Origin of the sequence: Pseudomonas sp. NBRC 111143 (assembly GCF_001320965.1) — a bacterium.
Lineage (GTDB): Bacteria > Pseudomonadota > Gammaproteobacteria > Pseudomonadales > Pseudomonadaceae > Aquipseudomonas > Aquipseudomonas machongensis.
The window spans coordinates 1-23,200 of sequence record NZ_BCBT01000079.1; the positions used below are offsets into that span (position 1 = coordinate 1).

The 23,200-nt window shown below is 63.8% G+C and carries 21 protein-coding genes and 1 pseudogene; 12 read left to right on the plus strand and 10 right to left on the minus strand.

The genetic code is table 11. From position 1 onward, the window contains the following. Positions 1-1,847: ABC transporter permease (locus APH44_RS27305; protein ID WP_054895437.1), on the minus strand; the 1,847-nt coding region annotated here is incomplete at its 3' end. Next, positions 1,847-2,530, minus strand: coding sequence for an ABC transporter ATP-binding protein (locus tag APH44_RS27310; RefSeq protein ID WP_054895438.1), 684 nt, complete (start codon positions 2,528-2,530; stop codon positions 1,847-1,849). The genes APH44_RS27305 and APH44_RS27310, both read right to left, overlap by 1 nt. Before the next feature lie 10 nt (positions 2,531-2,540). Here APH44_RS27310 and APH44_RS27315 point away from each other — a divergent pair, with 10 nt between their 5' ends. From APH44_RS27315 to APH44_RS27325, 3 genes are all read left to right on the plus strand, one after another. Further along, the gene (locus tag APH44_RS27315) at positions 2,541-3,146 is read left to right on the plus strand and encodes an arylesterase (protein WP_054895439.1); all 606 of its coding nucleotides are present in this window, start codon (positions 2,541-2,543) and stop codon (positions 3,144-3,146) included. A gap of 58 nt (positions 3,147-3,204) precedes the next feature. Beyond that, on the plus strand, positions 3,205-3,486 hold the full coding sequence (locus APH44_RS27320; protein WP_054895440.1) for a hypothetical protein: 282 nt from the start codon (positions 3,205-3,207) through the stop codon (positions 3,484-3,486). 110 nt (positions 3,487-3,596) lie between these two features. After that, complete coding sequence (locus APH44_RS27325) at positions 3,597-4,574, plus strand: L,D-transpeptidase family protein (RefSeq protein WP_054895441.1); 978 nt, start codon at positions 3,597-3,599, stop codon at positions 4,572-4,574. Positions 4,575-4,724: 150 nt separating this feature from the next. Here APH44_RS27325 and oprI read toward each other — a convergent pair whose 3' ends face one another. Beyond that, entirely contained in the window at positions 4,725-4,976 is a 252-nt protein-coding gene (gene oprI, locus APH44_RS27330; RefSeq protein ID WP_003259780.1) for an outer membrane lipoprotei OprI, read from the minus strand. Positions 4,977-5,478: 502 nt separating this feature from the next. Between oprI and APH44_RS27335 the strand changes: the two genes are divergently transcribed. After that, entirely contained in the window at positions 5,479-5,760 is a 282-nt protein-coding gene (locus tag APH44_RS27335) for a GNAT family N-acetyltransferase (protein WP_054895442.1), read from the plus strand. 58 nt (positions 5,761-5,818) lie between these two features. Here APH44_RS27335 and APH44_RS27340 read toward each other — a convergent pair whose 3' ends face one another. Together APH44_RS27340 and APH44_RS27345 are read right to left on the minus strand one after the other, a co-directional pair. After that, positions 5,819-6,895, minus strand: a complete 1,077-nt coding sequence (locus tag APH44_RS27340; RefSeq protein WP_054895443.1) for a 3-deoxy-7-phosphoheptulonate synthase — start codon at positions 6,893-6,895, stop codon at positions 5,819-5,821. A 237-nt stretch (positions 6,896-7,132) separates the two neighbouring features. Beyond that, a pseudogene (locus APH44_RS27345) lies at positions 7,133-7,549 on the minus strand (PilZ domain-containing protein); the annotation flags it as partial. Between the two features lie 118 nt (positions 7,550-7,667). Between APH44_RS27345 and APH44_RS27350 the strand changes: the two are divergent. The 3 genes from APH44_RS27350 (at position 7,668) to cysB (ending at position 10,312) form a co-directional block, all read left to right on the plus strand. Continuing rightward, positions 7,668-8,615, plus strand: coding sequence for a putative 2-dehydropantoate 2-reductase (locus APH44_RS27350; protein WP_054895444.1), 948 nt, complete (start codon positions 7,668-7,670; stop codon positions 8,613-8,615). Between the two features lie 97 nt (positions 8,616-8,712). Further along, the gene (locus tag APH44_RS27355; RefSeq protein WP_054895445.1) at positions 8,713-9,210 is read left to right on the plus strand and encodes a universal stress protein; all 498 of its coding nucleotides are present in this window, start codon (positions 8,713-8,715) and stop codon (positions 9,208-9,210) included. A gap of 127 nt (positions 9,211-9,337) precedes the next feature. After that, complete coding sequence (gene cysB, locus APH44_RS27360; protein WP_054895446.1) at positions 9,338-10,312, plus strand: HTH-type transcriptional regulator CysB; 975 nt, start codon at positions 9,338-9,340, stop codon at positions 10,310-10,312. Between the two features lie 93 nt (positions 10,313-10,405). Here cysB and APH44_RS27365 read toward each other — a convergent pair whose 3' ends face one another. From APH44_RS27365 to APH44_RS27385, 5 genes are all read right to left on the minus strand, one after another. Then, entirely contained in the window at positions 10,406-11,140 is a 735-nt protein-coding gene (locus APH44_RS27365; protein ID WP_054895447.1) for a phosphoadenylyl-sulfate reductase, read from the minus strand. Between the two features lie 117 nt (positions 11,141-11,257). Then, positions 11,258-12,601 carry an aminodeoxychorismate synthase component I gene (pabB, locus tag APH44_RS27370; RefSeq protein WP_054895448.1) on the minus strand — a complete coding sequence of 448 codons (1,344 nt, stop codon included), beginning with the start codon at positions 12,599-12,601 and terminating at the stop codon, positions 11,258-11,260. 110 nt (positions 12,602-12,711) lie between these two features. Further along, entirely contained in the window at positions 12,712-13,692 is a 981-nt protein-coding gene (locus APH44_RS27375; protein WP_054895449.1) for an alpha-L-glutamate ligase-like protein, read from the minus strand. Next, a complete protein-coding gene (locus APH44_RS27380; RefSeq protein WP_054895450.1) occupies positions 13,692-15,227 on the minus strand; it encodes an inactive transglutaminase family protein in 1,536 nt (511 codons plus the stop codon). Before APH44_RS27380 ends, APH44_RS27375 begins: the two co-directional genes overlap by 1 nt. 5 nt (positions 15,228-15,232) lie before the next feature. Continuing rightward, on the minus strand, positions 15,233-15,769 hold the full coding sequence (locus APH44_RS27385; protein ID WP_054895451.1) for an ATP-dependent zinc protease: 537 nt from the start codon (positions 15,767-15,769) through the stop codon (positions 15,233-15,235). 276 nt (positions 15,770-16,045) lie between these two features. Between APH44_RS27385 and APH44_RS27390 the strand changes: the two genes are divergently transcribed. The 5 genes from APH44_RS27390 to prpF all read left to right on the plus strand — a co-directional run bounded on the left by APH44_RS27390 (position 16,046) and on the right by prpF (position 23,023). Then, entirely contained in the window at positions 16,046-16,762 is a 717-nt protein-coding gene (locus tag APH44_RS27390) for a GntR family transcriptional regulator (RefSeq protein WP_054895452.1), read from the plus strand. Beyond that, positions 16,759-17,649: a methylisocitrate lyase gene (gene prpB / locus APH44_RS27395; protein WP_054895453.1), complete on the plus strand. Its 891-nt coding sequence runs from the start codon at positions 16,759-16,761 to the stop codon at positions 17,647-17,649. The genes APH44_RS27390 and prpB overlap by 4 nt, the downstream gene beginning before the upstream one ends. Before the next feature lie 158 nt (positions 17,650-17,807). After that, on the plus strand, positions 17,808-18,935 hold the full coding sequence (prpC, locus tag APH44_RS27400) for a 2-methylcitrate synthase (protein WP_054895454.1): 1,128 nt from the start codon (positions 17,808-17,810) through the stop codon (positions 18,933-18,935). A 161-nt stretch (positions 18,936-19,096) separates the two neighbouring features. Then, on the plus strand, positions 19,097-21,685 hold the full coding sequence (acnD, locus tag APH44_RS27405; RefSeq protein ID WP_054895456.1) for a Fe/S-dependent 2-methylisocitrate dehydratase AcnD: 2,589 nt from the start codon (positions 19,097-19,099) through the stop codon (positions 21,683-21,685). A 144-nt stretch (positions 21,686-21,829) separates the two neighbouring features. Further along, a complete protein-coding gene (gene prpF / locus APH44_RS27410) occupies positions 21,830-23,023 on the plus strand; it encodes a 2-methylaconitate cis-trans isomerase PrpF (protein WP_054895455.1) in 1,194 nt (397 codons plus the stop codon). The last annotated feature ends 177 nt before the right edge of the window (positions 23,024-23,200 follow it).

Sequence of the window (23,200 nt, forward strand, 5' to 3'; positions counted from 1 at the left end):
AGCTTGAGGCTTGCGGCCAGCTCGGCTTCTACCGATACCGCGGGTGGTCCGTCGGTCGGCGGTGGCGTCTGCCACCAATCGCCTTGGCTCAAGGCATTGCCCTGGGGCAGTTCGGCGGCCCAGGTCAGGCTCAGGTCGCGCTGCACGGCACGATCGCCCGTAGATTCCTTGCTCACCAGCTGCTGTACCGGCTGATCGTTGATATGGGTGAGGCGGCCGGGGATCACCGGGTACAGCGGCGCCGAGGTGGCATTGACCTCGCGCAGGCGCTGGGCAAAGGGTTCGCGCTCGTCTGGCAGGATGTTCAGGGCGAAGTGGTTGGGGGCATCCTTGGGTAGTTGCGCCTGCCAGTTGTCCAGCAGCTCGGCGCGCAGTAGCGCGACCAGGGCCATGGCCAGCAGGATCAAGCCGAAGGCCAGCGCCTGGCCGGCGGCTGCCAGCGGATGGCGCAGCAACTGACCCAGCCCCAGGCGCCAGGACAGCGGCGAGCCGATCAGCAACCGGCGTAGGCTGCGCAGGCCCAGCAGTAGCAGGCCACCAAGCAGCAGCGCGGCGATCAGGCCGCCGCCGAGCAGGGCGAAGGTCAGCAGCAGGTCCAGGCTCAGGCGCCACATGATCAGGCCAAGGGCGAACAATGCGGCGCCATAGACCAGCCAACTGCTGGGCGGTACCGGCAGCAGGTCACGGCGCAGCACGCGCAAGGGCGGTACCCGGCCCAGAGCGGCGAGCGGAGGCAGGGCGAAGCCGGCCAGCGCCACCAGGCCGGTGCCGATGCCAGCCAGTGCCGGGGCGATGCCGCCCGGCGGAACGGTACTGGGCAGCAGCCCCTGCAGGAGGGCGAACAGACCCAGTTGCGCGAGCCAGCCAAGCAGGGCGCCGGCGAGCGCCGCCACCAGCCCCAGCATCGCAAGTTGCAGCGAGTACAGGCCCAGCGCCTGGTGTCGTGACAGCCCCAGGCAGCGCAGCAGGGCGCTGGCGTCCAGGCGGCGGGCGGCATAGCGACTGGCCGACAGCGCCACGGCCACACCGGCCAGCAGCACCGCGACCAGGCTGGCCATGTTCAGGTAGCGTTCGGCGCGACCCAGGGCGCCGCCGATCTGGCGGTTGCCGTCACGGGTGTCGAGCAGCCGCTGGTTGGCGGCAAGATCCTTCTCCACCGCCTGGCGATATTGCACCAGGGTGTCCGGCTCGCCGCGCCACAGGTCGCGATAGGTGACCCGGCTTCCTGGCTGGATCACGCCGGTGGCGTCCAGGTCAGCGATGTTCATCAGCACGCGTGGGGTGAGGCTGTAGAAGTTGCCGGCGCGATCCGGTTCATAGGTCAGCACGCGGGTCATGCGCAGGGTCTTCATGCCGACGTCGATGCTGTCGCCCAGCGTCAGCCCCAGTGCCGCCAACAGGCGCGCCTCGACCCAGGCTTCGCCGGCCGCCGGCCCGCCGCCGGGCGTCTCGCTGCCATAGGGCGTGGCGGCGCTGCGCAGTTGGCCACGCAGTGGATAGGCCGGGCCGATGGCCTTGATGCTCGACAACTGGATACCGGCATCGGCGGCCACCACGCTGGTGAACTCCACCACGCGGGCGTGGGTCAGGCCACGCGAAGTACCGGCATCGATCTGCGCCGCCTGGGCGGCGGACGACCCCTGCAGTACAAGGTCAGCGGCGAGGAATTCGCTGGCCCGCAATTGCATGGCACCGTTGAGGCGGGCGCCGAAGTAACCAATGGCGGTGCTGGCGGCGACGGCCACCAGGAGCGCGAAGAACAGTACTCGCACTTCACTGGCGCGGGCGTCACGCAGCAGTTGGCGCAGGGCCAGGGCGCACAGGCGCATGAACGGCAGGCGGGTCATCATGGCTCCAGGGGCGCCACCAGGCGTCCGGCGTCCAGGCGGATCAGGCGACGGCAGCGCTTGGCCAGCCGCTCGTCATGGGTCACCAGCACCAAGGTGGTGCCGCGTTCCTTGTTGAGCTCGAACAGCAGGTCGCTGATGCGCTCGCCGGTATGGCTGTCGAGATTGCCGGTGGGCTCGTCGGCGAACAGTACTGCCGGGTGCGCCGCGAACGCACGGGCGATCGCCACCCGTTGCTGCTCGCCGCCGGACAGCTGGCGTGGGGTGTGGCTCAGGCGCTGGCCCAGGCCGACCCGTTCGAGCAGGGTGCGGGCCTGCTCGCGGGCGTCGCGGCGACCGTCCAGCTCCAGGGGCAGCATGACGTTTTCCAGGGCAGTGAGGCTGTCGAGCAACTGGAACGACTGGAACACGAAACCGACGTGTTCGGCACGCACACGTGCGCGCTGGTCTTCGTCCAGGGGGCCAAGGTCGTGGCCGGCGAGCACGACACTGCCATCACTGGGGCGGTCAAGGCCTGCGAGCAGGCCGAGCAGGGTCGACTTGCCCGAGCCGGATGCACCGACGATGGCCAGGCTGTCGCCCTGGTCGAGGTCGAGAGAAAGCGGGTGGAGGATGGTGAGGTCGCCTTCCGCGCTGGGGACCACTTTGCTAAGGTTCTGCGCAACGAGAATGCTGGGGCCCATGGAGAATCCGATGCGAATGTGGTGGTTGAGTGCCGGTCTGGCCCTGTGTTGCCTGGCCCAGGGCGCGGCGGCGGGAACGTTGCTGGTTGTCGGCGATAGTATCAGTGCCGGTTTTGGCCTGGATACCCGCCAGGGATGGGTCGCGCTCCTGGAGCAACGCCTGAAGGACGAGGGTTTCACCGACCGTGTGGTCAATGCCTCGATCAGTGGCGACACCAGCGCAGGTGGCCAGGCGCGGCTGCCGGCGCTGCTTGCAGCGCACAAGCCTGATCTGGTGGTGCTGGAGTTGGGCGGGAACGACGGGCTGCGTGGGCAACCGCCACAACAATTGCAACAAAATCTTGCCTCGATGATTGATCGCTCCCGTGAGGCCGGCGCCAAGGTGGTGTTGCTCGGCATGCGCTTGCCACCGAATTATGGCGTGCGCTACACCACCGCGTTCGCCCAGGTCTATGAGCAGTTGGCGAAGGAAAAGAAGGTGGCCTTGGTGCCGTTCTTTCTGGAGGGCATAGGTGGGGTGGCGGAGATGATGCAGGCCGACGGCATCCATCCGGCCCAGGGCGCCCAGCAGCGCTTGCTCGATAATGCCTGGCCGACGATAAAACCCTTGCTCTGACGCTTTTATCGGGGGCCGCTTTCGGCTAATGTTGCGCCCCCCGTTTCGAGTGCCCCCGATGCCACGCCCCGCCTGGTCCCTGTATGCCTACCAATTGATCGAGCCCGACGAGCAGCTCGACCTGTTCGCCTGCCAGGAAGTCCGTGTCCATCTCGCCGCCCGCCAGCTCGAACTGGGCGCTCCGGTCGACCGCACCTTGTGTGGCGGCTTGCTGCCGGCGCAGCCGCGCTGGTCGTCGGTCGAGCGCGCGGTCTATCGCGACGAACGCCTGTGCCCGCTATGCCGGGCCATTCTCGATGCCCAGCGGCGGGGTACGCGTCCGGTGTGGCCGGAGCTCTGAGCTCACCTTTCATCATTTGTAACCCTTGCAACGCCTGCCGATGCCTCCCGCTTGAATCCGGGCGGGTGTACAATCGAATGTCTTGAACCCTCTTTCGAAGGATTTACCGGATGTTGCCGCGCTTTCCCGCCGTCACCCGTTGCCTGTCCCTGGCCGCCTTGCTGCTGACCGGCCCTGCCGTAGCGCTGGAGCTGCCATTGCCACCGCCCGGCGAAGACGTCGTCGGCCAGGTCCGGACGATCAAGGCCAAGTACGAAGACACCTTCGCCGACATCGGCACCGCCAACGACCTGGGTTACCTGGAGATGATCGCCGCGAACCCGGGCGTCGATCCCTGGTTGCCTGGCGCCGGTACCGAAATCATCCTGCCGACCCGTTACGTCCTGCCACCCGGGCCACGCGAGGGGATCGTCATCAACCTGGCCGAGTATCGCCTGTACTACTACCCGAAAGGCGAGAACGTGGTGCACACCTTCCCGTTGGGGATCGGTCGTGAAGGCTGGGGTTCGCCGATCGCGATCACCAAGATCACCGCCAAGACACCAAACCCGACCTGGACGCCGCCGGCCTCGATTCGCGCCGAACACGCCGCTGACGGCGATATCCTGCCTGCCGTCGTGCCGGCTGGCCCGGATAACCCGCTGGGTCCGTTCAAGTTCACCCTGGGCCTGCCGGGCTACCTGATCCACGGCTCGAACAAGAAGTTCGGCATCGGCATGCGCACCAGCCATGGCTGCTTCCGCATGCTCAACAACAATGTTGTGGCACTCTCCAAGATGGTGCCGGTGGGCACCCCGGTGCGGATCATCAACGAGCCTTACAAGTTCGGCGTGAGTGGTGGCAAGGTCTATCTCGAGGCGCACACGCCGCTGGACGACCATGGCAACCCGTCGGTGGTCGACAAGCACACGGCCGTCATCAATGCGCTGCTCAAGCGTGAAGACCTGGCCAACAACCTGCGTATGAACTGGGACATGGTTCGTGACGTGGTGGCCGCCGAGGATGGCATGCCGGTCGAAATCGCCGTCCCGGTGAATGGCCAGGGTGCCGCACCGATGGTGTCGAGCATCCCGCCAGAGCTACAGTAAGCCCTTGCCTGCGTGAACCGAAAGGCCTGCCATCGTGCAGGCCTTTTTGTTTTTCGGGTGACGGGAGTCGGCGTTGAGAAGGGGCGTTCTTCGGGCAATAAAAAAGCCGGCCCACAAGTGGGCCGGCTCCATAACAATCCGTGAGGATTATTACTTGCGGCTGGCTTTGTCCAGCATACGCAGAGCGCGCTCGTTGGCTTCGTCAGCGGTCTGCTGAGCCTTCTGAGCGGCTGCCAGAGCGTCGTCAGCCTTACGGTAGGCTTCGTCAGCACGGGCTTGAGCGCGAGCTGCTGCGTCTTCAGTCGCAGTCAGACGAGCTTCGGTTTCTTTGGATACGCTGCTGCAACCGGTAGCCAGAACTGCGGCCAGAGCCAGAGCAGAGAATTTCAGAACGTTGTTCATCGTGTTCCCCTTCAAGGACTTTCTATTAAATAGCCATCTCTCGGAAAAGAGAAACTGGCCGGCGTACATAGTACCCATTACTTGTAGTAAGTAAACTGACAGAGCGCAAGAACTGCAAAAAAAATGTTGCCACGGGCCGCGTGTGACGGGGTTTGTAAAGAAAGTGTGAAGGCCTCGAAAATCGGACGCAAGCGGTTGTACCAAGGAAACTTTTTGTTGAACTAAGGGTGACTTTCACGGTCCTCAAACGTCTTAACCCGTAGAACATCCGGCAGGCTGTTTGGTGTCGACCGGCGCCGGCGGCCCAACCCGCTTTCATGGAATTTTTAGCCATGTGCACCTTGAGCAATCCCGCGTTGCACGCCTACTATTTGGGTGTCCCGGGCGTCGAACGATTGCTGATGGACCAGGGTCCAAGGGGCATGAGTGGCGTTGAGGTTCCTCCGCCGGATAAACCATCGGTCAAGGCAAAGGTCTGCCAAAAGACCTGCGAGGAGTAGTGATGAGTGAAGCGCTGACCATCCACCATGACCAGGCCGGTCATCAGTTCGAGACCAATGTGGACGGTCATCGTGCCTACCTGACGTACATGGACCTGGGCAAGCAGACGCTGGATATCTATCGCACCTTCGTCCCGAACGCCCTGCGCGGTCGCGGTATCGCCGCGGCCCTGACTGAAAAGGCCCTTGAGTACGCCGAGCAGATGGGCTACACCGTCATTCCATCATGTTCTTATGTCGAGCGTTACATGGAGCGCCAGCAGCGCCACTCGACCAAGGCCTGAATCGACACCGCACCAACGAAAACGCCGGGCATCTGCCCGGCGTTTTCATTGGTGCGTATCAGCCGCGCTGGCGCTTGGGCAGCACATCCTTGAGCTTGGCGTGCATACTGCGCAGGCTCTTCTCGGTGGCGGCCCAGTCGATGCAGGCGTCGGTCACCGAAACACCGTATTGCAGGTCTTCCAGGTTTTTCGGAATGGCCTGGCAGCCCCAGTTCAGGTGGCTTTCGACCATCAGGCCGATGATCGACTGGTTGCCTTCCAGAATCTGGTTGGCGACGTTCTCCATCACCAGCGGTTGCAGGGCCGGGTCCTTGTTGGAGTTGGCGTGGCTGCAGTCGACCATGATGTTGGCCTTGATCTTGGCCTTGGCCAGGTCCTGTTCGCACAGGGCGACGCTGACCGAATCGTAGTTGGGCTTGCCGTTGCCGCCACGCAGCACCACGTGGCCGTAGGCGTTGCCTTTGGTGGTGACGATCGACACGCCGCCTTCCTGGTTGATGCCCAGGAAGCGGTGGGGCTTGGACACCGACTGCAGGGCGTTGATCGCCACGGTCAGGCCGCCGTCGGTGCCGTTCTTGAAGCCGACCGCCGAAGACAGGCCCGAGGCCATTTCACGGTGGGTTTGCGATTCGGTGGTACGGGCACCGATGGCCGACCAGCTGATCAGGTCTTGCAGGTATTGCGGGGAGATCGGGTCGAGGGCTTCGGTCGCGGTCGGCAGACCCTTCTCGGCCAGGTCCAGCAGCAATTGGCGACCAATGTGCAGGCCGTCCTGGATCTTGAACGAGTCATCCAGGTACGGATCGTTGATCAAGCCTTTCCAGCCGACGGTGGTACGAGGTTTCTCGAAATACACACGCATGACCAGATAGAGCGTGTCGGAGACTTCTTCGGCCAGTACCTTGAGGCGATCGGCGTACTCGTGGGCGGCCTTGATGTCGTGGATCGAGCAGGGGCCGATCACGACGAACAGGCGATGGTCCTTGCCGTCGAGGATGTTGCGCACCACTTCACGGCCGGCAGTCACGGTCTGCAAGGCCTTGGCGCTGAGGGGAATCTCTTTCTTCAGCTGATCGGGGGTGATCAGGGTCTCGTTGGAGGCAACGTTGAGGTCATCGATCGGTAAATCAGCCATCGTGTTACTCGTCAGGTCACGGGTGCCGGCCGCCAGCAAACCCCGTGCGGCCCAGCAGCAGATTGTTCGCAGCGGGGAGCCGAACCTTAGCGCGTTACATCGGGCGCGACAATGGGCAGGGGGCCGTCAGCGCTGAAAAGGTGCCCTGGCCGTGCGCGAGCTGCCGTGCAGGCCGATCGCGATACAAGGATCGCGCAGGGGGCTCGCCGAGGGGGTCGACATCAGGGGGTGTTCGCCCACCAGCGCTGCTTCGGAAAATTCGGCGCCATGCTGGGCGATCCACTGCTGCGCCAGCACCTGCGCCTGTTCGCCGTGCAGGTCATGTTGCTGGTGCACTTGGCAATAATGATGAATATGGCAAACCTGCTCACCCATGCGCGCGCCGAACAGGGCCTGGTCGTCGGTAAAGGCGATGCCCACGCGGTAGCCTGCATCCAGCTGCTGGCACCAGGCAACATAACCGGGATAGCGCGCCTGTGCGCCCAATGACGGAATGACCACTTCCACCGCAGTGCCGCGACGGTAGGCACGCGGGTGGTTGCAAGCGATGCCGCCAAGCCCCAGGGTATGCAGGTGCCGACGGAACAGGCTGGGAGACGGGCGAAGATTCAGCTCGAGCGGAATCCCGTCAGGGTGAGGCAGAAATCCACACATTGTCGACTCCGTGTCGATTATTTGACCTTCATCGCCTGAGTATAGTGAAGGATCGCAAACCGGCTGATTCGCTGTAAAAAAATCGGACAGACAGTCATCGCTTCGACAGGAGAGCGGTATGGATCCTCGTAACAAACGCATCGGCATCATCGGTAGCGGTGCCATCGGTGGCTTCTATGGGCTGATGCTGGCGCGTGCCGGTTTTGACGTGCACTTTCTGCTGCGCAGCGAATATGGCGTGGTGCATGAGCAGGGGCTTACGCTGCGCAGCGCTGCGCACGGTGAGTTGCAGATGGACGTCCAGGCTTATGCCTCGGCCAGCGACATGCCGCCGTGCGACTGGTTGCTGATCGGCACCAAGGCCACCAGTAACGCCGAATTGGCGCCGCTGATCGTCCAGGCGGCTGCGCCCGGTGCCAGGGTGGTGTTGCTGCAGAATGGCCTGGGCGTCGAGGAGCAGTTGCGTGGCGCATTGCGCGACGACATGCACTTGCTCGGGGGGCTGTGCTTTATCTGTGTGAACCGTGAAGCGCCCGGGGTGATCCGCCACCAGGCGCTTGGCGCGGTCAACCTGGGTTACCACAGCGGTCCCAGCGATGACCGCGGCGCAGCCATCGTCGCCGAGGGCGCCGAATTGTTCCGCGCGGCGGGCGTCGACTCGCAGCCGATGGACAACCTCGCTCAAGCGCGCTGGCAGAAGCTGGTGTGGAATGTGCCGTACAACGGCCTGTCGGTGTTGCTGCAGGCCAGCACGACGCCTCTGATGACTGACCCTGACAGCCGCGCGCTGGTTCGCGGGCTGATGGCCGAAGTGGTCGAGGGCGCACGGGCCTGCGGGCATATCCTGCCGGAGGGCTATGCCGAGCACCTGTTCCGGGTCACCGAGCAGATGCCTGACTACTGGCCGAGCATGTACCACGATCACGCTCAGCAGCGGCCGCTGGAGTTGCAGGTGATCTACGGCGAGCCCCTGGCCCGTGCTCGCGAGGCCGGTTGCCACTTGCCGAAGATGGAGGCGCTGTACCAGGCGCTGGCGTTCATCGATCGGCGCAACTGCGCGAGCTAAAGCCTATGGCTGGCCGCTGCGCCGGACGGCGAAGCGGCTCTCCACGGCACTGCTAAGCTGTAGCTTGCTCTGCCCCCGCGGCAGTGGAGGAGGCCGAATGATCCGTTCCATGCTGTACGCCACCGATCTCGGCGTGTATGCGCCCTTCGTCATGCAACACGCCCTGGCCTTGGCGCGGACCTTCAACGCAGAGTTGTACGTGATCCACGCCGTCGAACCCATGGGCCAGTTCGCCGAGTCGTTGCTGCAAAGCTATCTCGATGAGCAGACCCTCGACCGCCTTCACTCCCAAGGGGTCAATACGGTGATGGCCAACATCGAGCAGCAGGTGCTGGAAAATTTTCGCGAGGAATTGGGCGAGGCGGCCGATCTGGCGGTGATCAAGGCCGTGCGAGTGCGCCAGGGCGATCCGGCGCAAGTGATTCTGGAGCAGGCCCAGCGCCTGGCGGTCGACCTGTTGATCTTCGGCAGTCATGCCGAGGGCGCGGGTGTCGATGTACCGATTGGTCGCACAGCGGTGCGGCTGCTGCAACTGTCCCCGGTGCCGGTATACATGGTGCCGTTGGCACAGCATTTGGGGCGTAGGAAAGTCTGAGGCTGGCGGTAGGTCTTTTCCTTGGGGTGTAACAAAATAGTTCTAGATTTATTTCTCTTACCACTAATATAGTTATAAATCGTTGCTGCCAGCAGCCGGTGACCTACCGCTGATTCGAGGGGAATCTATGAAGCTTCAACAACTGCGCTATATCTGGGAAGTAGCGCACCACGACCTCAACGTCTCCGCGACTGCGCAGAGCCTGTACACGTCTCAGCCCGGGATCAGCAAGCAGATCCGTCTCCTCGAGGACGAACTGGGCGTAGAAGTCTTCGCCCGCAGCGGCAAGCACCTGACCCGCGTCACCCCGGCGGGCGAGCGCATCATCACCACCGCTGGCGAGATCCTGCGCAAGGTCGAAAGCATCAAGCAGATCGCCCAGGAGTTCTCCAACGAGAAGAAGGGCACGCTGTCCATCGCGACCACCCACACCCAGGCCCGCTATGCCCTGCCTCCGGTGATCAGCAACTTCATCAAGCAGTACCCCGAAGTATCCCTGCACATGCACCAGGGCTCGCCGATGCAGATCGCCGAGATGGCCGCTGACGGCACTGTCGATTTCGCCATCGCTACCGAGGCGCTGGAGCTGTTCGGCGATCTGATCATGATGCCGTGCTACAAATGGAATCGTTGCGTGGTGGTGCCCCAGGGGCATCCGCTGACCAAGCTGCCGAAGCTGACCCTCGAAGCGGTGGCCGAGTACCCGATCGTCACCTATGTGTTCGGTTTCACGGGCCGCTCCAAGCTCGACGAAGCGTTCAACCATCGCGGCCTGACGCCGAAGGTGGTGTTCACCGCCGCAGACGCCGACGTGATCAAGACGTACGTGCGCCTCGGTCTGGGCGTGGGTATCGTCGCGAAGATGGCGGTCGATCCGAAGCTCGACAGCGACCTGGTGTGCCTGGATGCGAGCGAGCTGTTCGAAGCCAGCATCACCAAGATCGGCTTCCGCCGTGGCACCTTCCTGCGTGGCTTCATGTGCGATTTCATCGAGAAGTTCGCACCGCACCTGACCCGCGAAGTGATGGCCAAGGCCATCCAGTGCCACAACAAGCAGGAGCTCGAAGAGCTGTTTGAAGGGGTTGAGTTACCCGTGCACTGAATTGGCATGAAGCAGGGGCCGCGTTGCGGCCCCGTCGCGGGGCGAGCCCGCTCCTACAGATTTTGTGTAGGCGCGGGCTTGCCCCGTTTGTTTTCAGGCCTTGCTGATCAGGTTGCCCGCGTGCAATCCGCATTCCTTCTGCGTCGACTCCTCCCACCACCAGCGCCCCTCGCGCTCGTGCTGGTTCGGCAGCACCGGGCGCGTGCAAGGTTCGCAGCCGATGCTGATGAAGCCGCGCTCATGCAGGCTGTTGTACGGCAGCTCGAGCATGCGGATATAACCCCAGACTTCCGCGCTGCTCATCTGTGCCAGAGGGTTGAACTTGTACAGGGTGCGTTCGGGCGTCGAGAACGCCGAATCGATCTCCAGTGCTGCAACCTGGCTGCGGGTGCCAGGGCTCTGATCGCGGCGCTGGCCGGTTGCCCAGGCGCTGACGGTGGCCAGCTTGCGACGCAGCGGCTCGATCTTGCGGATGCCGCAGCATTCGCCATGGCCATCCTTGTAGAAGCTGAACAGGCCCTTTTCCTTGACGAATGGGTCGAGCTTGGCGCGGTCCGGGCTTAGGATCTCGATCGGCAGGTTGTACTGCTCGCGAACCTGGTCGATGAAGCGGTAGGTTTCCGGGTGCAGGCGACCGGTGTCGAGGCTGAACACCTTGACTTGCTTGTTCAGCTTCCAGGCCATGTCGACCAGCACCACGTCCTCGGCACCGCTGAAGGAGATCCACAGGTCGTCGCCGAAGTGTTCGAAGGCGAGCTTGAGAATGTCCTGCGGGGACTTGCTGGCATAGGTCGCGGCCAGGGCGGCGACGTCGAAGGGTTGGCTCATCAGGCGGTTTCCATCGTGTGTATGGCGCTGTGCGCTCGTAATGGGTCGATGGTAACAAAAAATGGCGGGGTAGACGGGCTCGAATAGGTGACGCCCGCTTTGCGGGCGGATCATCGGCTATAGCCCCTGCAAGGTCTCCATCAGCACCCGCACTTTGGCGATCGACTCCTCGTACTCGGCCTCCCACGCCGAATCAGCCACCACCGCGCCACCGCCCCAGCAACTGACCTGACCCTCCTTGACCAGCAGGCTGCGGATGGCGATCGAGCTGTCCATCTCGCCGCGCACGTCGAGGTATAGCAGCGAGCCGCAGTACAGGGCCCGGCGTGTCGGCTCCAGTTCATCGATGATCTGCATGGCACGGATCTTCGGAGCCCCGGTGATCGAGCCGCCGGGAAAACTGCCGGCGATCAGGTCCAGTGCATCCTTGTCGGCGGCCAGGCGCCCGGTGACGCTGCTGACCAGGTGGTGGACGTTGGGGTAGCTCTCGAGGCTGAACAGCTCCGGCACCTTCACCGAGCCGATCTCGCAGGTACGGCCGATGTCGTTGCGCAACAGGTCAACGATCATCAGGTTCTCCGAGCGGTCCTTGGTGCTGGCTTGCAGCTCGCGGGCGTTGCGCAGGTCTTGCTCCGGGTCTGTCGAGCGTGGTCGGGTGCCCTTGATCGGGCGGGTCTCGACGTCGCCCTGGCTGACGCGGATGAAGCGCTCCGGCGAAAAGCTCAGCAGCGCGCTGTCGGGGCTCAGTTGCTGGAAGCCCGAGAACGGCGTCGGGCAGGCGCTGCGCAGCGCCTGGTAGGCGTGCCACGGATCGCCCTGGCAGGGGGCGCGAAAGCGCTGCGTGAGGTTGATCTGGTAGCAGTCGCCGGCGTGGATATAGCGTTGTACCTGATCGAAGGCTGCGTGGTACTGCTCGGCACGAAGGTCGCCCTGCATTGGAGACAGCAGCTTGAAGGTTCCGCTGAGTGGCGCGTCATCCTCCTCGAACAGGCGGATCAGGCGCTGGCGTTCGCTGTCGGCCAAGGCGGGATGGAACACCAATTGGCTGGTGCGCAGTTGATGGTCGGTGATGGCGGCCCAGGCGTACAGGCCCAGTTGCGCATCGGGCAGGCCGAGGTCGTCTGTCGCCTGCTGCGGTAGATGCTCCAGTCGCCTGCCGAAGTCATAGCTCAGGTAGCCGATCAGTCCGCCGGCGAACGGCAGTTCGCTATCGTCGGGCAGTGTAGCCTCGCCGAGTCCTGCCAGGGCCTGGCGCAGCCGCTGCAGATAGTGTTCACCGCTTTCGCCGTCCTGCGCTTGCAGTTGTTGCAGTGGCCAGGCACTGAACAGGTCGAAGCGCCCGCGCTCGGCGACCGGGCGGGCGCTGTCGAGCAGGATGGCGCCGGGGGCCAGGCGCAAGCGGCTGAAGTAGTGCGCAGGGTCGGGCTGGTAGGGCAGGGGGTGCAGCGTACAGGTCGGCATCGGAATGGACGGCGATGAAAAATCAAGGACGGGGATTGTAGGCCGCTGTAGGAAAAGTGCCTAGCACCAGTTGGAGCAGGCCGCCCCTGCTGGGACGGCCTGTGCTGGCATCACTGCTGGACGACATGCCCGAACAGCCCCTGAGCCACTCGCACGCGGGTCTCGGCATCTTCGCTGATACCGTCCTTGGCCAGCGCCTCGATATGCGCCTCGACGGCGTGGGTACGCTGGGTCAGGCCGCAGTCATTGGCGATCTGGATGTTAAGGCCGGGGCGGGCGTTGAGCTCAAGGATCAGCGGGCCCTTGTCCTGGTCCAGCACCATGTCCACGCCGATGTAGCCCAGCCCGCACAGCTCGTAGCAGCTGGCAGCCAGCTTCATGAAACCGTCCCAGTTCGGCAACTGCACGCCATCCACTGCGTTGGTGGTGTCCGGGTGTTTGCTGATGATCCGGTTCAGCCAAGTGCCGCGCAGGGTGACGCCGGTGGCGAGGTCCACGCCGACGCCGATCGCGCCCTGGTGCAGGTTGGCCTTGCCGCCGGACTGGCGGGTCGGCAGGCGCAGCATGGCCATCACCGGGTAGCCCATCAGCACGATGATGCGGATGTCGGGTACACCTTCGTAGCTGATGCTCTTGAAGATCTGGTCTGGGGTGACGCGGTACTCGATCAGGGCGCGGTCGCGGTGCCCACCCAGCGAATACAGCCCGGTGAGGATGCTCGAGATCTGGTGCTCGATTTCCTCATGGCTGATGATCTTGCCCGAGACCGTGCGGTAACGGTCCTCGAAGCGGTCGGCGACCACCAGGATGCCATCGCCGCCAGCGCCCTGCGCCGGCTTGATGACGAAGTCGCTGCGCCCGCCGATGATCTCGTCGAGCTTCTCGATCTCTTTTTCGGTTTCGATGATGCCGTACATCTCCGGCACATGGATGCCGGCCGCCAGTGCGCGCTCCTTGGTGATGATCTTGTCGTCGACGATCGGGTACAGGTGGCGCTTGTTGTACTTCAGGACATAGTCCGCGTTGCGCCGGTTGATACCCATGATGCCCCGGGCCTCCAGGGCTTTCCACGTCTTGATCAGTCCGAACATCAGGCGTCAGCCTTCTTCAGGAATGCCTTGAAGCGAACGAGCTCGGTCAGGCGGTAGCCGCGGTAGCGACCCATCGCCAGCATGAAGCCCACCAGGATCAGCAGCACGGCCGGGAAGGTGAAGACGAAGTACACGGCTTCCGGCACGGTCATCAGCAGGTGCGCCAGGGAGGCTGCGAACAGGGTGCCGACGGCGACTTTCATTGCATGGCCGCCGCCACGTTCTTCCCAGGTGATCGACAGGCGCTCGATGGTCATGGTCAGGATCACCATCGGGAACAGTGCCACCGACAGCCCGCGTTCCAGGCCCAGCTTGTGGCTGAACAGGCTGATCGCGGCGATCAGCACCACGACGAAGGTCAGCACCACCGACAGGCGCGGCAGCATCTGCAGCTTCAGGTGTTCAAGATAGGAGCGCAGCGAAAGGCCCAGGGCGGTGATCACCGTGAACAGCACGATGCCGAAGCCCAACTGCGTTTCGCGGAAGGCCAGGGCAATCAGCACCGGAGTGAAGGTGCCGAGGGTCTGAATGCCGATCAGGTTGCGCAGTACGAGGATGACCAGCACGCCGATCGGGATCATCACCATGATCATGAAGGTCTGCTGGGTTTGCAGCGGCAGGCCGTACAGGGAGTACTCGAGGAAGTCGGCGTCGGTGTTCTCGTCGGTCAGCTTGGCCAGGCGGATGGCGTTCATCTCGCTGTTGTTCATGCTGAAGGTGACGGTGGCCTTCTTGCCGCCATCGACGGTGATCAGGTTTTCATCGCCGGTCCACCACAGCAGGCGGTCATTGGGCAGGCCCTGCTCGCCGGTTTCCGGGTTGAAGTACAGCCAGGCGTTGCCGTTGAAGCTGCGCAGCCACAGTTCAGGGCTTTGCGGGGTGTCGGCAACCAGGCGGATGGTGTGGACCTTTTCCATCGGCACGTGGGCGATCGACAGCAGCAGGTCGATGACCTGGGCTTTCTTCATGGGGGAGTTGTCGCCGGCCAGCAGCAGCTTGGCGTTGTCATCGTTGGGGTTGTTGACGCGCTTGATGGTCTCGCTGACGAAGGTCTCGACGTCGGCAGAGTGCTGGCGGATCGGTGCCATCAGCGCTTCGGCGGCAATTTTCTCGGGGCCTTCGACCGCCAGGCTGTCACGGAAGGTCGGGCCCTTGATCTTGGCTTTTTCGGTGCTGTAGCGCTTGGTCAGGACCAGGCGGTAGTAGAGGGTCTGATTGCCGCTGGCGCGGCGAGCCGACCAGGTGACCTTGCGATTGCCATCGGTGCGATTGACGCTGACCCCGTAGTTGTTGGAGATGAAGCTCTCGTTGAGGCTCACGTAGTCGCGGTTCAGCGGCGGCACGAACATCTGGATCTTTACCGGGTCCTTGGGACTGGCAACGAACTCGACCTTGGCGTCGATGTTCCACAGGTCGTCGGTCTCGTCTTCGGTTACCGGGATGCCCAGGATGAAGATCTGGTAGCAGGTGACCGTCACGCCCAGCAGCACCAGGATGGTGATCAGGACTTTCAGGTGCAGGGTAAGAGAGCGCATCGGAATTACTCTACTTTGGGAGCTTCGGTGGCACAGGCAGGTTTGCCGGCCGCGTATTTGAGGCTGGGGTCGACCAGCGCGTCGAAGTGCTTGAGTGCCTCGGAGCCGATCAGCAGCGGGAACTGGAAGGCGCTGCGGTCGGTAAGATTGACTTCGATGGTGCGCAGGGCCTGGCCCATGCAGATGTTCAGTTCGATCACCGGGCGGGCGGTGTAGGCCTTGCCTTCGTCCGGATTGTAGTCACCGGCGCGCCGCTTGATCTTGCTCACGCGGGCCAGTGGGCGTTCGATGGGGTGCTTGTGGGCGGCGTCGATGGCCAGGTAGAAACGCACCCAGCTTTCGCCGTCGCGCTTGAAGCGCTTGATGTCGCGCGCGCTGAGCGAGGCGGTCTTGGCGCCGGTGTCGAGCTTGGCGGCCACTTCAAGGTCAAGATCGCCCAGGCGGGCGTACTCGTTCAGGCCGTACACGGTCTTTTCGGCCGCATGGCCAAGCGCCGGCAGCAAAGCGAGGCTGAACAACAGTGAATAAAACGTGGGTCTCATAGTCCTGGCGCGGTGCTGTTTGTGTTCGGGGCAGGGCGCAAGCGCCTCGTTCATCTGTCAACAGCATGAAATGATGACAGGCACACTATCCGTAATCCTTGGGAAGCGCGGCATTCTATCACGCCGACGTCTTGACGCCAGCGCGCTGCGATCTGACCGCGGCAGCGTGGGGTAAGTTCGTTATTAGACAATTGTCGACAATGTTGTTTTTGTCTTTGACTGCGCACCTTTATTTGGCTAGTTTTGGCGCTACCAACTTACAAGGTGTCGACAATCATGCTGGAAGCCCCCCAGGCCCTCGCACCGGTTGCAGATGATTCCGAAACGCTTTCAGAGAATGTCTTTCGGCGCATCCAGGCGGCCATCGTGAAGGGGGATATCGCCCCGGGCAGCAAGATTTCCGAGCCGGAGCTGGCCCGCACCTACGGCATCAGCCGCGGTCCGCTGCGCGAGGCCATTCATCGACTGGAGGGCCAGCGCCTGCTGGTGCGTGTGCCGCATGTCGGTGCGCGGGTGGTATCGCTCAACCATGCCGAGCTGATCGAGCTGTACGAAATCCGCGAATCGCTCGAAGGCATGGCCTGCAGGCTCGCCGCTGAACGCATGAGCGTGGCCCAGATCGACGAACTGCGCCAAGTGCTCGATACCCACGAGCGCGATGCGGCATTCCAGGCCGGGCTTGGCTACTACCAACAGGAAGGCGATTTCGACTTCCACTATCGGATCATCCAGGGCAGCGGCAACCAGACCCTGGTCAAGATGCTGTGCGGCGAGCTGTACCAGCTGGTGCGCATGTACCGCATCCAGTTCTCGGCCACCCCCAACCGTCCGCGCCAGGCTTTCGCCGAACACCACCGCATACTCGATGCCATCGCCGACCGTGACGGCGAGCTGGCCGAACTCCTGATGCGCCGCCATATCGGTGCGTCCAAGCGCAATATCGAGCGTCACTACCAGGACGCCCACAACAACAGCCCACGAGGTGAGTCATGACTGTGAAGAGCACCCCCGGTCAGCGTTTTCGCGACGCCGTAGCCGCCGAGCATCCGCTGCAGGTAGTCGGAGCGATCAACGCCAACCACGCGCTGCTGGCCAAGCGCGCCGGGTTCAAGGCCATCTACCTGTCCGGTGGCGGGGTCGCTGCCGGCTCCCTGGGGCTGCCGGACCTGGGCATCAGCGGGCTGGACGACGTGCTGACCGATGTTCGCCGGATCACCGATGTGTGCGACCTGCCGCTGCTGGTGGATGTCGACACCGGCTTTGGTGCCTCGGCGTTCAACGTCGCCCGCACGGTGCGCTCGATGTGCAAGTTCGGCGCCGCGGCCATTCACATCGAGGACCAGGTCGGCGCCAAGCGCTGTGGTCATCGGCCGAACAAGGAGATCGTCTCGCAGCAGGAGATGGTCGACCGGATCAAGGCAGCGGTGGATGCGCGCACTGACGACAGCTTCGTGATCATGGCACGTACCGACGCCCTGGCGGTGGAAGGCTTGAATGCGGCATTGGACCGTGCCGAGGCGTGCATCGAGGCCGGCGCCGACATGATCTTCCCCGAAGCCATCACCGAGCTGCAGATGTACAAGACCTTCGCCGACCGGGTGAAGGCGCCGATCCTGGCCAATATCACCGAGTTCGGTGCCACGCCGCTGTACACCACCGACGAGCTGGCGTCGGTCGATGTATCGCTGGTGCTGTACCCACTGTCGGCGTTTCGCGCCATGAACAAGGCTGCCGAGAACGTCTACGCCGCCCTGCGCCGCGACGGTACGCAGAAGAATGTGATCGACACCATGCAGACCCGCATGGAGCTCTACGATGCCATTGGTTATCACGCGTTCGAGCAGAGCCTCGATGCGCTGTTTGCGCAGAAGAAAGGGTAAGCCATGCCGGCGGTATCGGCCCCGTCGCGGGGCAAGCCCGCTCCCACAAGGGTCAGGCACTCCTCTGTGGGAGCGGGCTTGTCCCGCGATGGGGCCGGTGCGATCGCTGCAGATTAGCCAGAAAGACTTCATAACAAATTCAAGAAAGGAGAAACACCATGGCCGAAGCAAAAGTACTCAGTGGTGCCGGCCTGCGTGGCCAGGTGGCCGGGCAGACCGCGCTGTCGACCGTGGGCCAGGCCGGAGCCGGCCTGACCTATCGTGGCTACGACGTGCGCGACCTGGCCGCTGGCGCCGAGTTCGAGGAAGTCGCCTACCTGCTGCTCTATGGTGAGCTGCCGAGCAAGGCCGAGCTGGATGACTACAAACACAAGCTCAAGGGCCTGCGCGACCTGCCGCAAGCGCTCAAGGAAGTGCTCGAGCGCATCCCGCGCGACGCCCATCCGATGGACGTGATGCGCACAGGCTGCTCGGTGCTCGGAACCCTGGAGCCGGAGCTGACCTTCGAGGCCCAGCGCGACAAGACCGATCGCCTGCTGGCACTGTTCCCGGCGGTGATGTGCTACTGGTACCGCTTCACCCACCACGGCGTGCGCATCGACTGCAGCAGCGACGAGGACACCCTCGGTGGCCACTTCCTGCACCTGCTGCACGGCAAGAAGCCGAGCGAGCTGCACGTGAAGGTGATGAACGTCTCGCTGATCCTTTACGCCGAGCACGAATTCAACGCCTCGACCTTCACTGCGCGGGTCTGTGCCTCGACCCTGTCGGACCTGTACTCCTGCGTCACGGCCGCCATCGGCTCGCTGCGCGGCCCGTTGCACGGTGGTGCCAACGAGGCGGCGATGGAGCTGATCGAGCGCTTCCAGAGTCCGCAGGAGGCGACCGCCGAGCTGCTGCGCATGCTCGAGCGCAAGGACAAGATCATGGGCTTCGGCCACGCCATCTACAAAGAGTCCGACCCGCGCAACGAGGTGATCAAGGGCTGGTCGAAGCAGTTGGCCGACGAGGTGGGCGACAAGGTCCTGTACCCGGTATCCGAGGCCATCGACAAGACCATGTGGGAGCAGAAGCGCTTGTTCCCCAACGCCGATTTCTACCATGCCTCGGCGTACCATTTCATGGGCATCCCGACCAAGCTGTTCACCCCGATCTTCGTCTGCTCGCGCCTGACCGGCTGGGCGGCGCACGTGTTCGAGCAGCGCGCCAACAACCGCATCATTCGTCCGAGCGCCGAGTACACCGGCGTCGAGCAGCGCCAGTTCGTGCCGATCGACAAGCGCTGAGTAGATATAGAGAGGCAACCCGTTTCCCTGTGGGAGCGGGCTTGCCCGCGAATGCGTCCGTTCGGGCAACCGCTGCGCACCTGCTGACGCATTCGCGGGCAAGCCCGCTCCCACAGGGGCGGTGAAACCTTCCGAATCCTGTGAACGAGCCTGATTCCATGATGAACACCGCATACCGCAAGAACCTGCCAGGCACTGCCCTGGACTACTTCGACACCCGCGCGGCGGTCGAGGCCATCAAGCCCGGCGCCTACGACGGCCTTCCCTATACCTCCCGCGTGCTCGCCGAAAACCTGGTACGCCGCTGCGATCCGGCCACCCTCGACGCCTCGCTCGGACAATTGATCGAGCGCAAGCGCGACCTCGACTTCCCCTGGTTCCCGGCGCGCGTGGTGTGCCACGACATTCTCGGCCAGACCGCCCTGGTCGACCTGGCGGGCCTGCGTGATGCCATCGCCGACAAGGGCGGCGATCCGGCGCAGGTCAATCCAGTGGTGCCGGTGCAATTGATCGTCGACCACTCGCTGGCCGTGGAGTGCGGCGGTTTCGATCCGCAAGCATTCGAGAAGAACCGCGCCATCGAAGACCGTCGCAACGAAGACCGTTTCCACTTCATCAACTGGACCAAGCAGGCGTTCAAGAACGTCGACGTGATCCAGCCGGGCAACGGCATCATGCACCAGATCAACCTGGAGAAGATGTCGCCAGTGATCCACAGCGATCACGGCGTGGCCTACCCGGATACTTGCGTCGGCACCGACAGTCACACACCGCATGTGGACGCCCTGGGCGTGATCGCCATCGGCGTGGGTGGCCTTGAGGCCGAGAACGTCATGCTCGGTCGCGCCTCGTGGATGCGCCTGCCGGAAATCGTCGGCGTCGAGCTGACCGGTCGACTGGCGCCGAACATCACCGCTACCGACCTGGTACTGGCTTTGACCGAGTTCCTGCGCAAGCAGAAAGTGGTTGGCGCGTACCTCGAATTCCATGGCGAGGGTGCCCGGGCGCTGACCCTGGGCGACCGTGCCACCATTTCCAACATGGCACCTGAATACGGCGCCACTGCGGCGATGTTCGCCATCGACCAGCAGACCATCGACTACCTGCGCCTGACCGGTCGTGACGACCAGCAGGTGCAACTGGTCGAGACCTACGCCAAGGTCGCCGGCCTTTGGGCCGACAGCCTGGCCAAGGCCGAATACGAGCGCACGCTGACCTTCGACCTGTCGAGTGTGGTGCGCAACATGGCCGGCCCGTCCAACCCGCACGCCCGCGTGGCGACCAGCGATCTGGCGGCAAAGGGCATTGCCGGGGCTTGGGAAGAAGTGCCGGGGCAGATGCCCGATGGTGCGGTGATCATCGCCGCCATCACCAGTTGCACCAACACCAGCAACCCGCGCAACGTCATCGCCGCCGGCCTGCTGGCGCGCAACGCCAACCGGCTCGGCCTGGTGCGCAAACCCTGGGTCAAGTCCTCGCTGGCGCCGGGCTCCAAGGCGGTACAGCTGTATCTGAAAGAGGCCGGCCTGGAACAGGAACTCGAGCAGTTGGGCTTCGGTATCGTCGCCTTCGCCTGCACCACCTGCAATGGCATGTCTGGTGCACTGGATCCGGTGATCCAGCAGGAGATCATTGACCGTGATCTCTATGCCACAGCAGTGCTTTCGGGCAACCGCAACTTCGACGGGCGTATCCATCCCTACGCCAAGCAGGCATTCCTGGCGTCGCCGCCGCTGGTGGTGGCCTATGCCATCGCCGGCACCATCCGCTTCGATATCGAGAAGGATGTGCTGGGCGTGGTCGATGGCAAGGAAATCCGCCTGAAGGATATCTGGCCGAGCGACGAAGAGATCGATGCCGTTGTGCGTGCTTCGGTCAAGCCCGAGCAGTTCCGCCAGGTGTACATCCCGATGTTCACCATCGAGGAAGACAAGGGGCCGAAGGTTGCGCCGTTGTACGAATGGCGCCCGATGAGCACCTATATTCGTCGTCCCCCTTACTGGGAAGGCGCCCTGGCCGGCGAGCGCACCCTGCGCGGCATGCGTCCGCTGGCGGTGCTGCCCGACAACATCACCACCGACCACCTGTCGCCGTCGAACGCCATCATGCTCGACAGCGCGGCGGGCGAGTACCTGGCGAAGATGGGCCTGCCAGAGGAGGACTTCAACTCCTACGCCACCCACCGCGGCGACCACCTCACCGCGCAGCGCGCGACCTTCGCCAACCCCAAGCTGTTCAACGAGATGGTGCGCAAGGAAGACGGCAGCGTGAAGCAGGGCTCGCTGGCGCGTATCGAGCCGGAAGGCAAGGTGACGCGCATGTGGGAGGCGATCGAGACCTACATGGCGCGCAAGCAGCCGCTGATCATTGTCGCCGGCGCTGACTACGGCCAGGGCTCGTCGCGGGACTGGGCGGCCAAGGGCGTGCGTCTGGCGGGCGTCGAGGCGATCGTCGCCGAAGGCTTCGAGCGCATCCACCGCACCAACCTGATCGGCATGGGTGTGTTGCCGCTGGAGTTCCAGCCGGGCACAACGCGCGTGACCCTGGGCCTGGACGGCAGCGAGACCTACGATGTGGTCGGTGCGCGCACGCCGCGCGCAACCCTGACGCTGGTGGTGACCCGCCGCAATGGCGAGCGTGTCGAAGTGCCGGTGACCTGCCGTCTGGACACCGCTGAAGAAGTGTCGATCTACGAGGCGGGCGGGGTGCTGCAGCGCTTTGCCCAGGACTTCCTCGAAGCGACGGCCTAATGACCTGAACCCCGCCTTTACCCTGTAGGGCGGGCTTGGCCCGCGATTGCGTCAGCAGGAGCAATAACGCTGTCTGTTCTGACGCCATCGCGGGGCAAGCCCGCTCCCACAGGGGGGGTGTGGGGCCTTGAAGGATGAGTGCTCATGGCATCTGTAGCGCAAGTGAAAATCCCCGCCACCTACATCCGTGGTGGCACCAGCAAGGGCGTGTTCTTCCGCCTGCAAGACCTTCCCGAGCGCGCCCAGGTGCCAGGCCCTGCGCGCGATGCCTTGCTGTTGCGGGTGATCGGCAGCCCCGACCCCTATGCCAAGCAGATCGACGGCATGGGCGGTGCGACCTCCAGCACCAGCAAGACCGTGATTCTTTCGCCAAGCAGCAAGGCCGATCACGATGTCGACTACCTGTTCGGCCAGGTCGCCATCGACAAGGCGTTCGTCGACTGGAGCGGCAACTGCGGCAACCTCTCGGCGGCCGTAGGTTCGTTCGCCATCGCCAGTGGCCTGGTGGACCCGGCACGCATCCCGCGCAACGGCATGGCGACCGTGCGCATCTGGCAGGCCAATATCGGCAAGACCATCATTGCTCATGTACCGATCACTGAGGGTGAGGTGCAGGAAACCGGCGACTTCGAGCTCGATGGCGTGACCTTCCCGGCGGCCGAAGTCCAACTGGAGTTCCTCGACCCTGCAGCCGATGAAGACGGCGAGGGCGGCGGGGCGATGTTCCCTACCGGCAACCTGGTTGACGACCTCGAGGTGCCAGGTGTCGGCACGTTCAAGGCGACCCTGATCAATGCGGGTATCCCGACCATCTTCGTCAATGCCGCCGACATCGGTTACACCGGAACCGAGCTTCAGGATGCGATCAATGGCGATGCCGCCGCGCTGGCGCGTTTCGAGACCATCCGCGCCCATGGCGCGGTGCGTATGGGCCTGATCGAGCACATCGACCAGGCCGCCGGCCGCCAGCACACGCCGAAGGTCGCTTTCGTCGCGCCTGCTACGTCGTATACCGCTTCCAGCGGCAAGGCTGTGGCGGCGAGCGATATCGATCTGGTGGTGCGGGCGCTATCCATGGGCAAGTTGCATCACGCGATGATGGGGACGGCGGCGGTGGCCATTGGCACGGCGGCGGCGATTCCCGGCACTCTGGTGAACCTGGCGGCCGGTGGAGGAGAGCGTAGCGCGGTGCGTTTCGGTCACCCGTCCGGGACGTTGCGGGTGGGCGCCGAGGCGCGGAAGGCGGAGGGTGAGTGGACGGTGACCAAGGCCATCATGAGCCGCAGTGCGCGGGTGTTGATGGAAGGGTGGGTGAGGGTGCCTGGCGACGCCTTCTAGGCCTCCAGCCTGCGCCTCACCTGTGTGTAGAGCAACTGTCTTGCTCAAAAATCTGAGGCCTGCCCAATCCCGGTGGGAGCAACTGTCTTGCTCAAAATCTAAAGACCAGCCCAATCCCCTGTGGGAGCGGGCTTGTCCCGCGAACACGGGCGTAGCCCGTGCCAGGCAGCGCGGTGT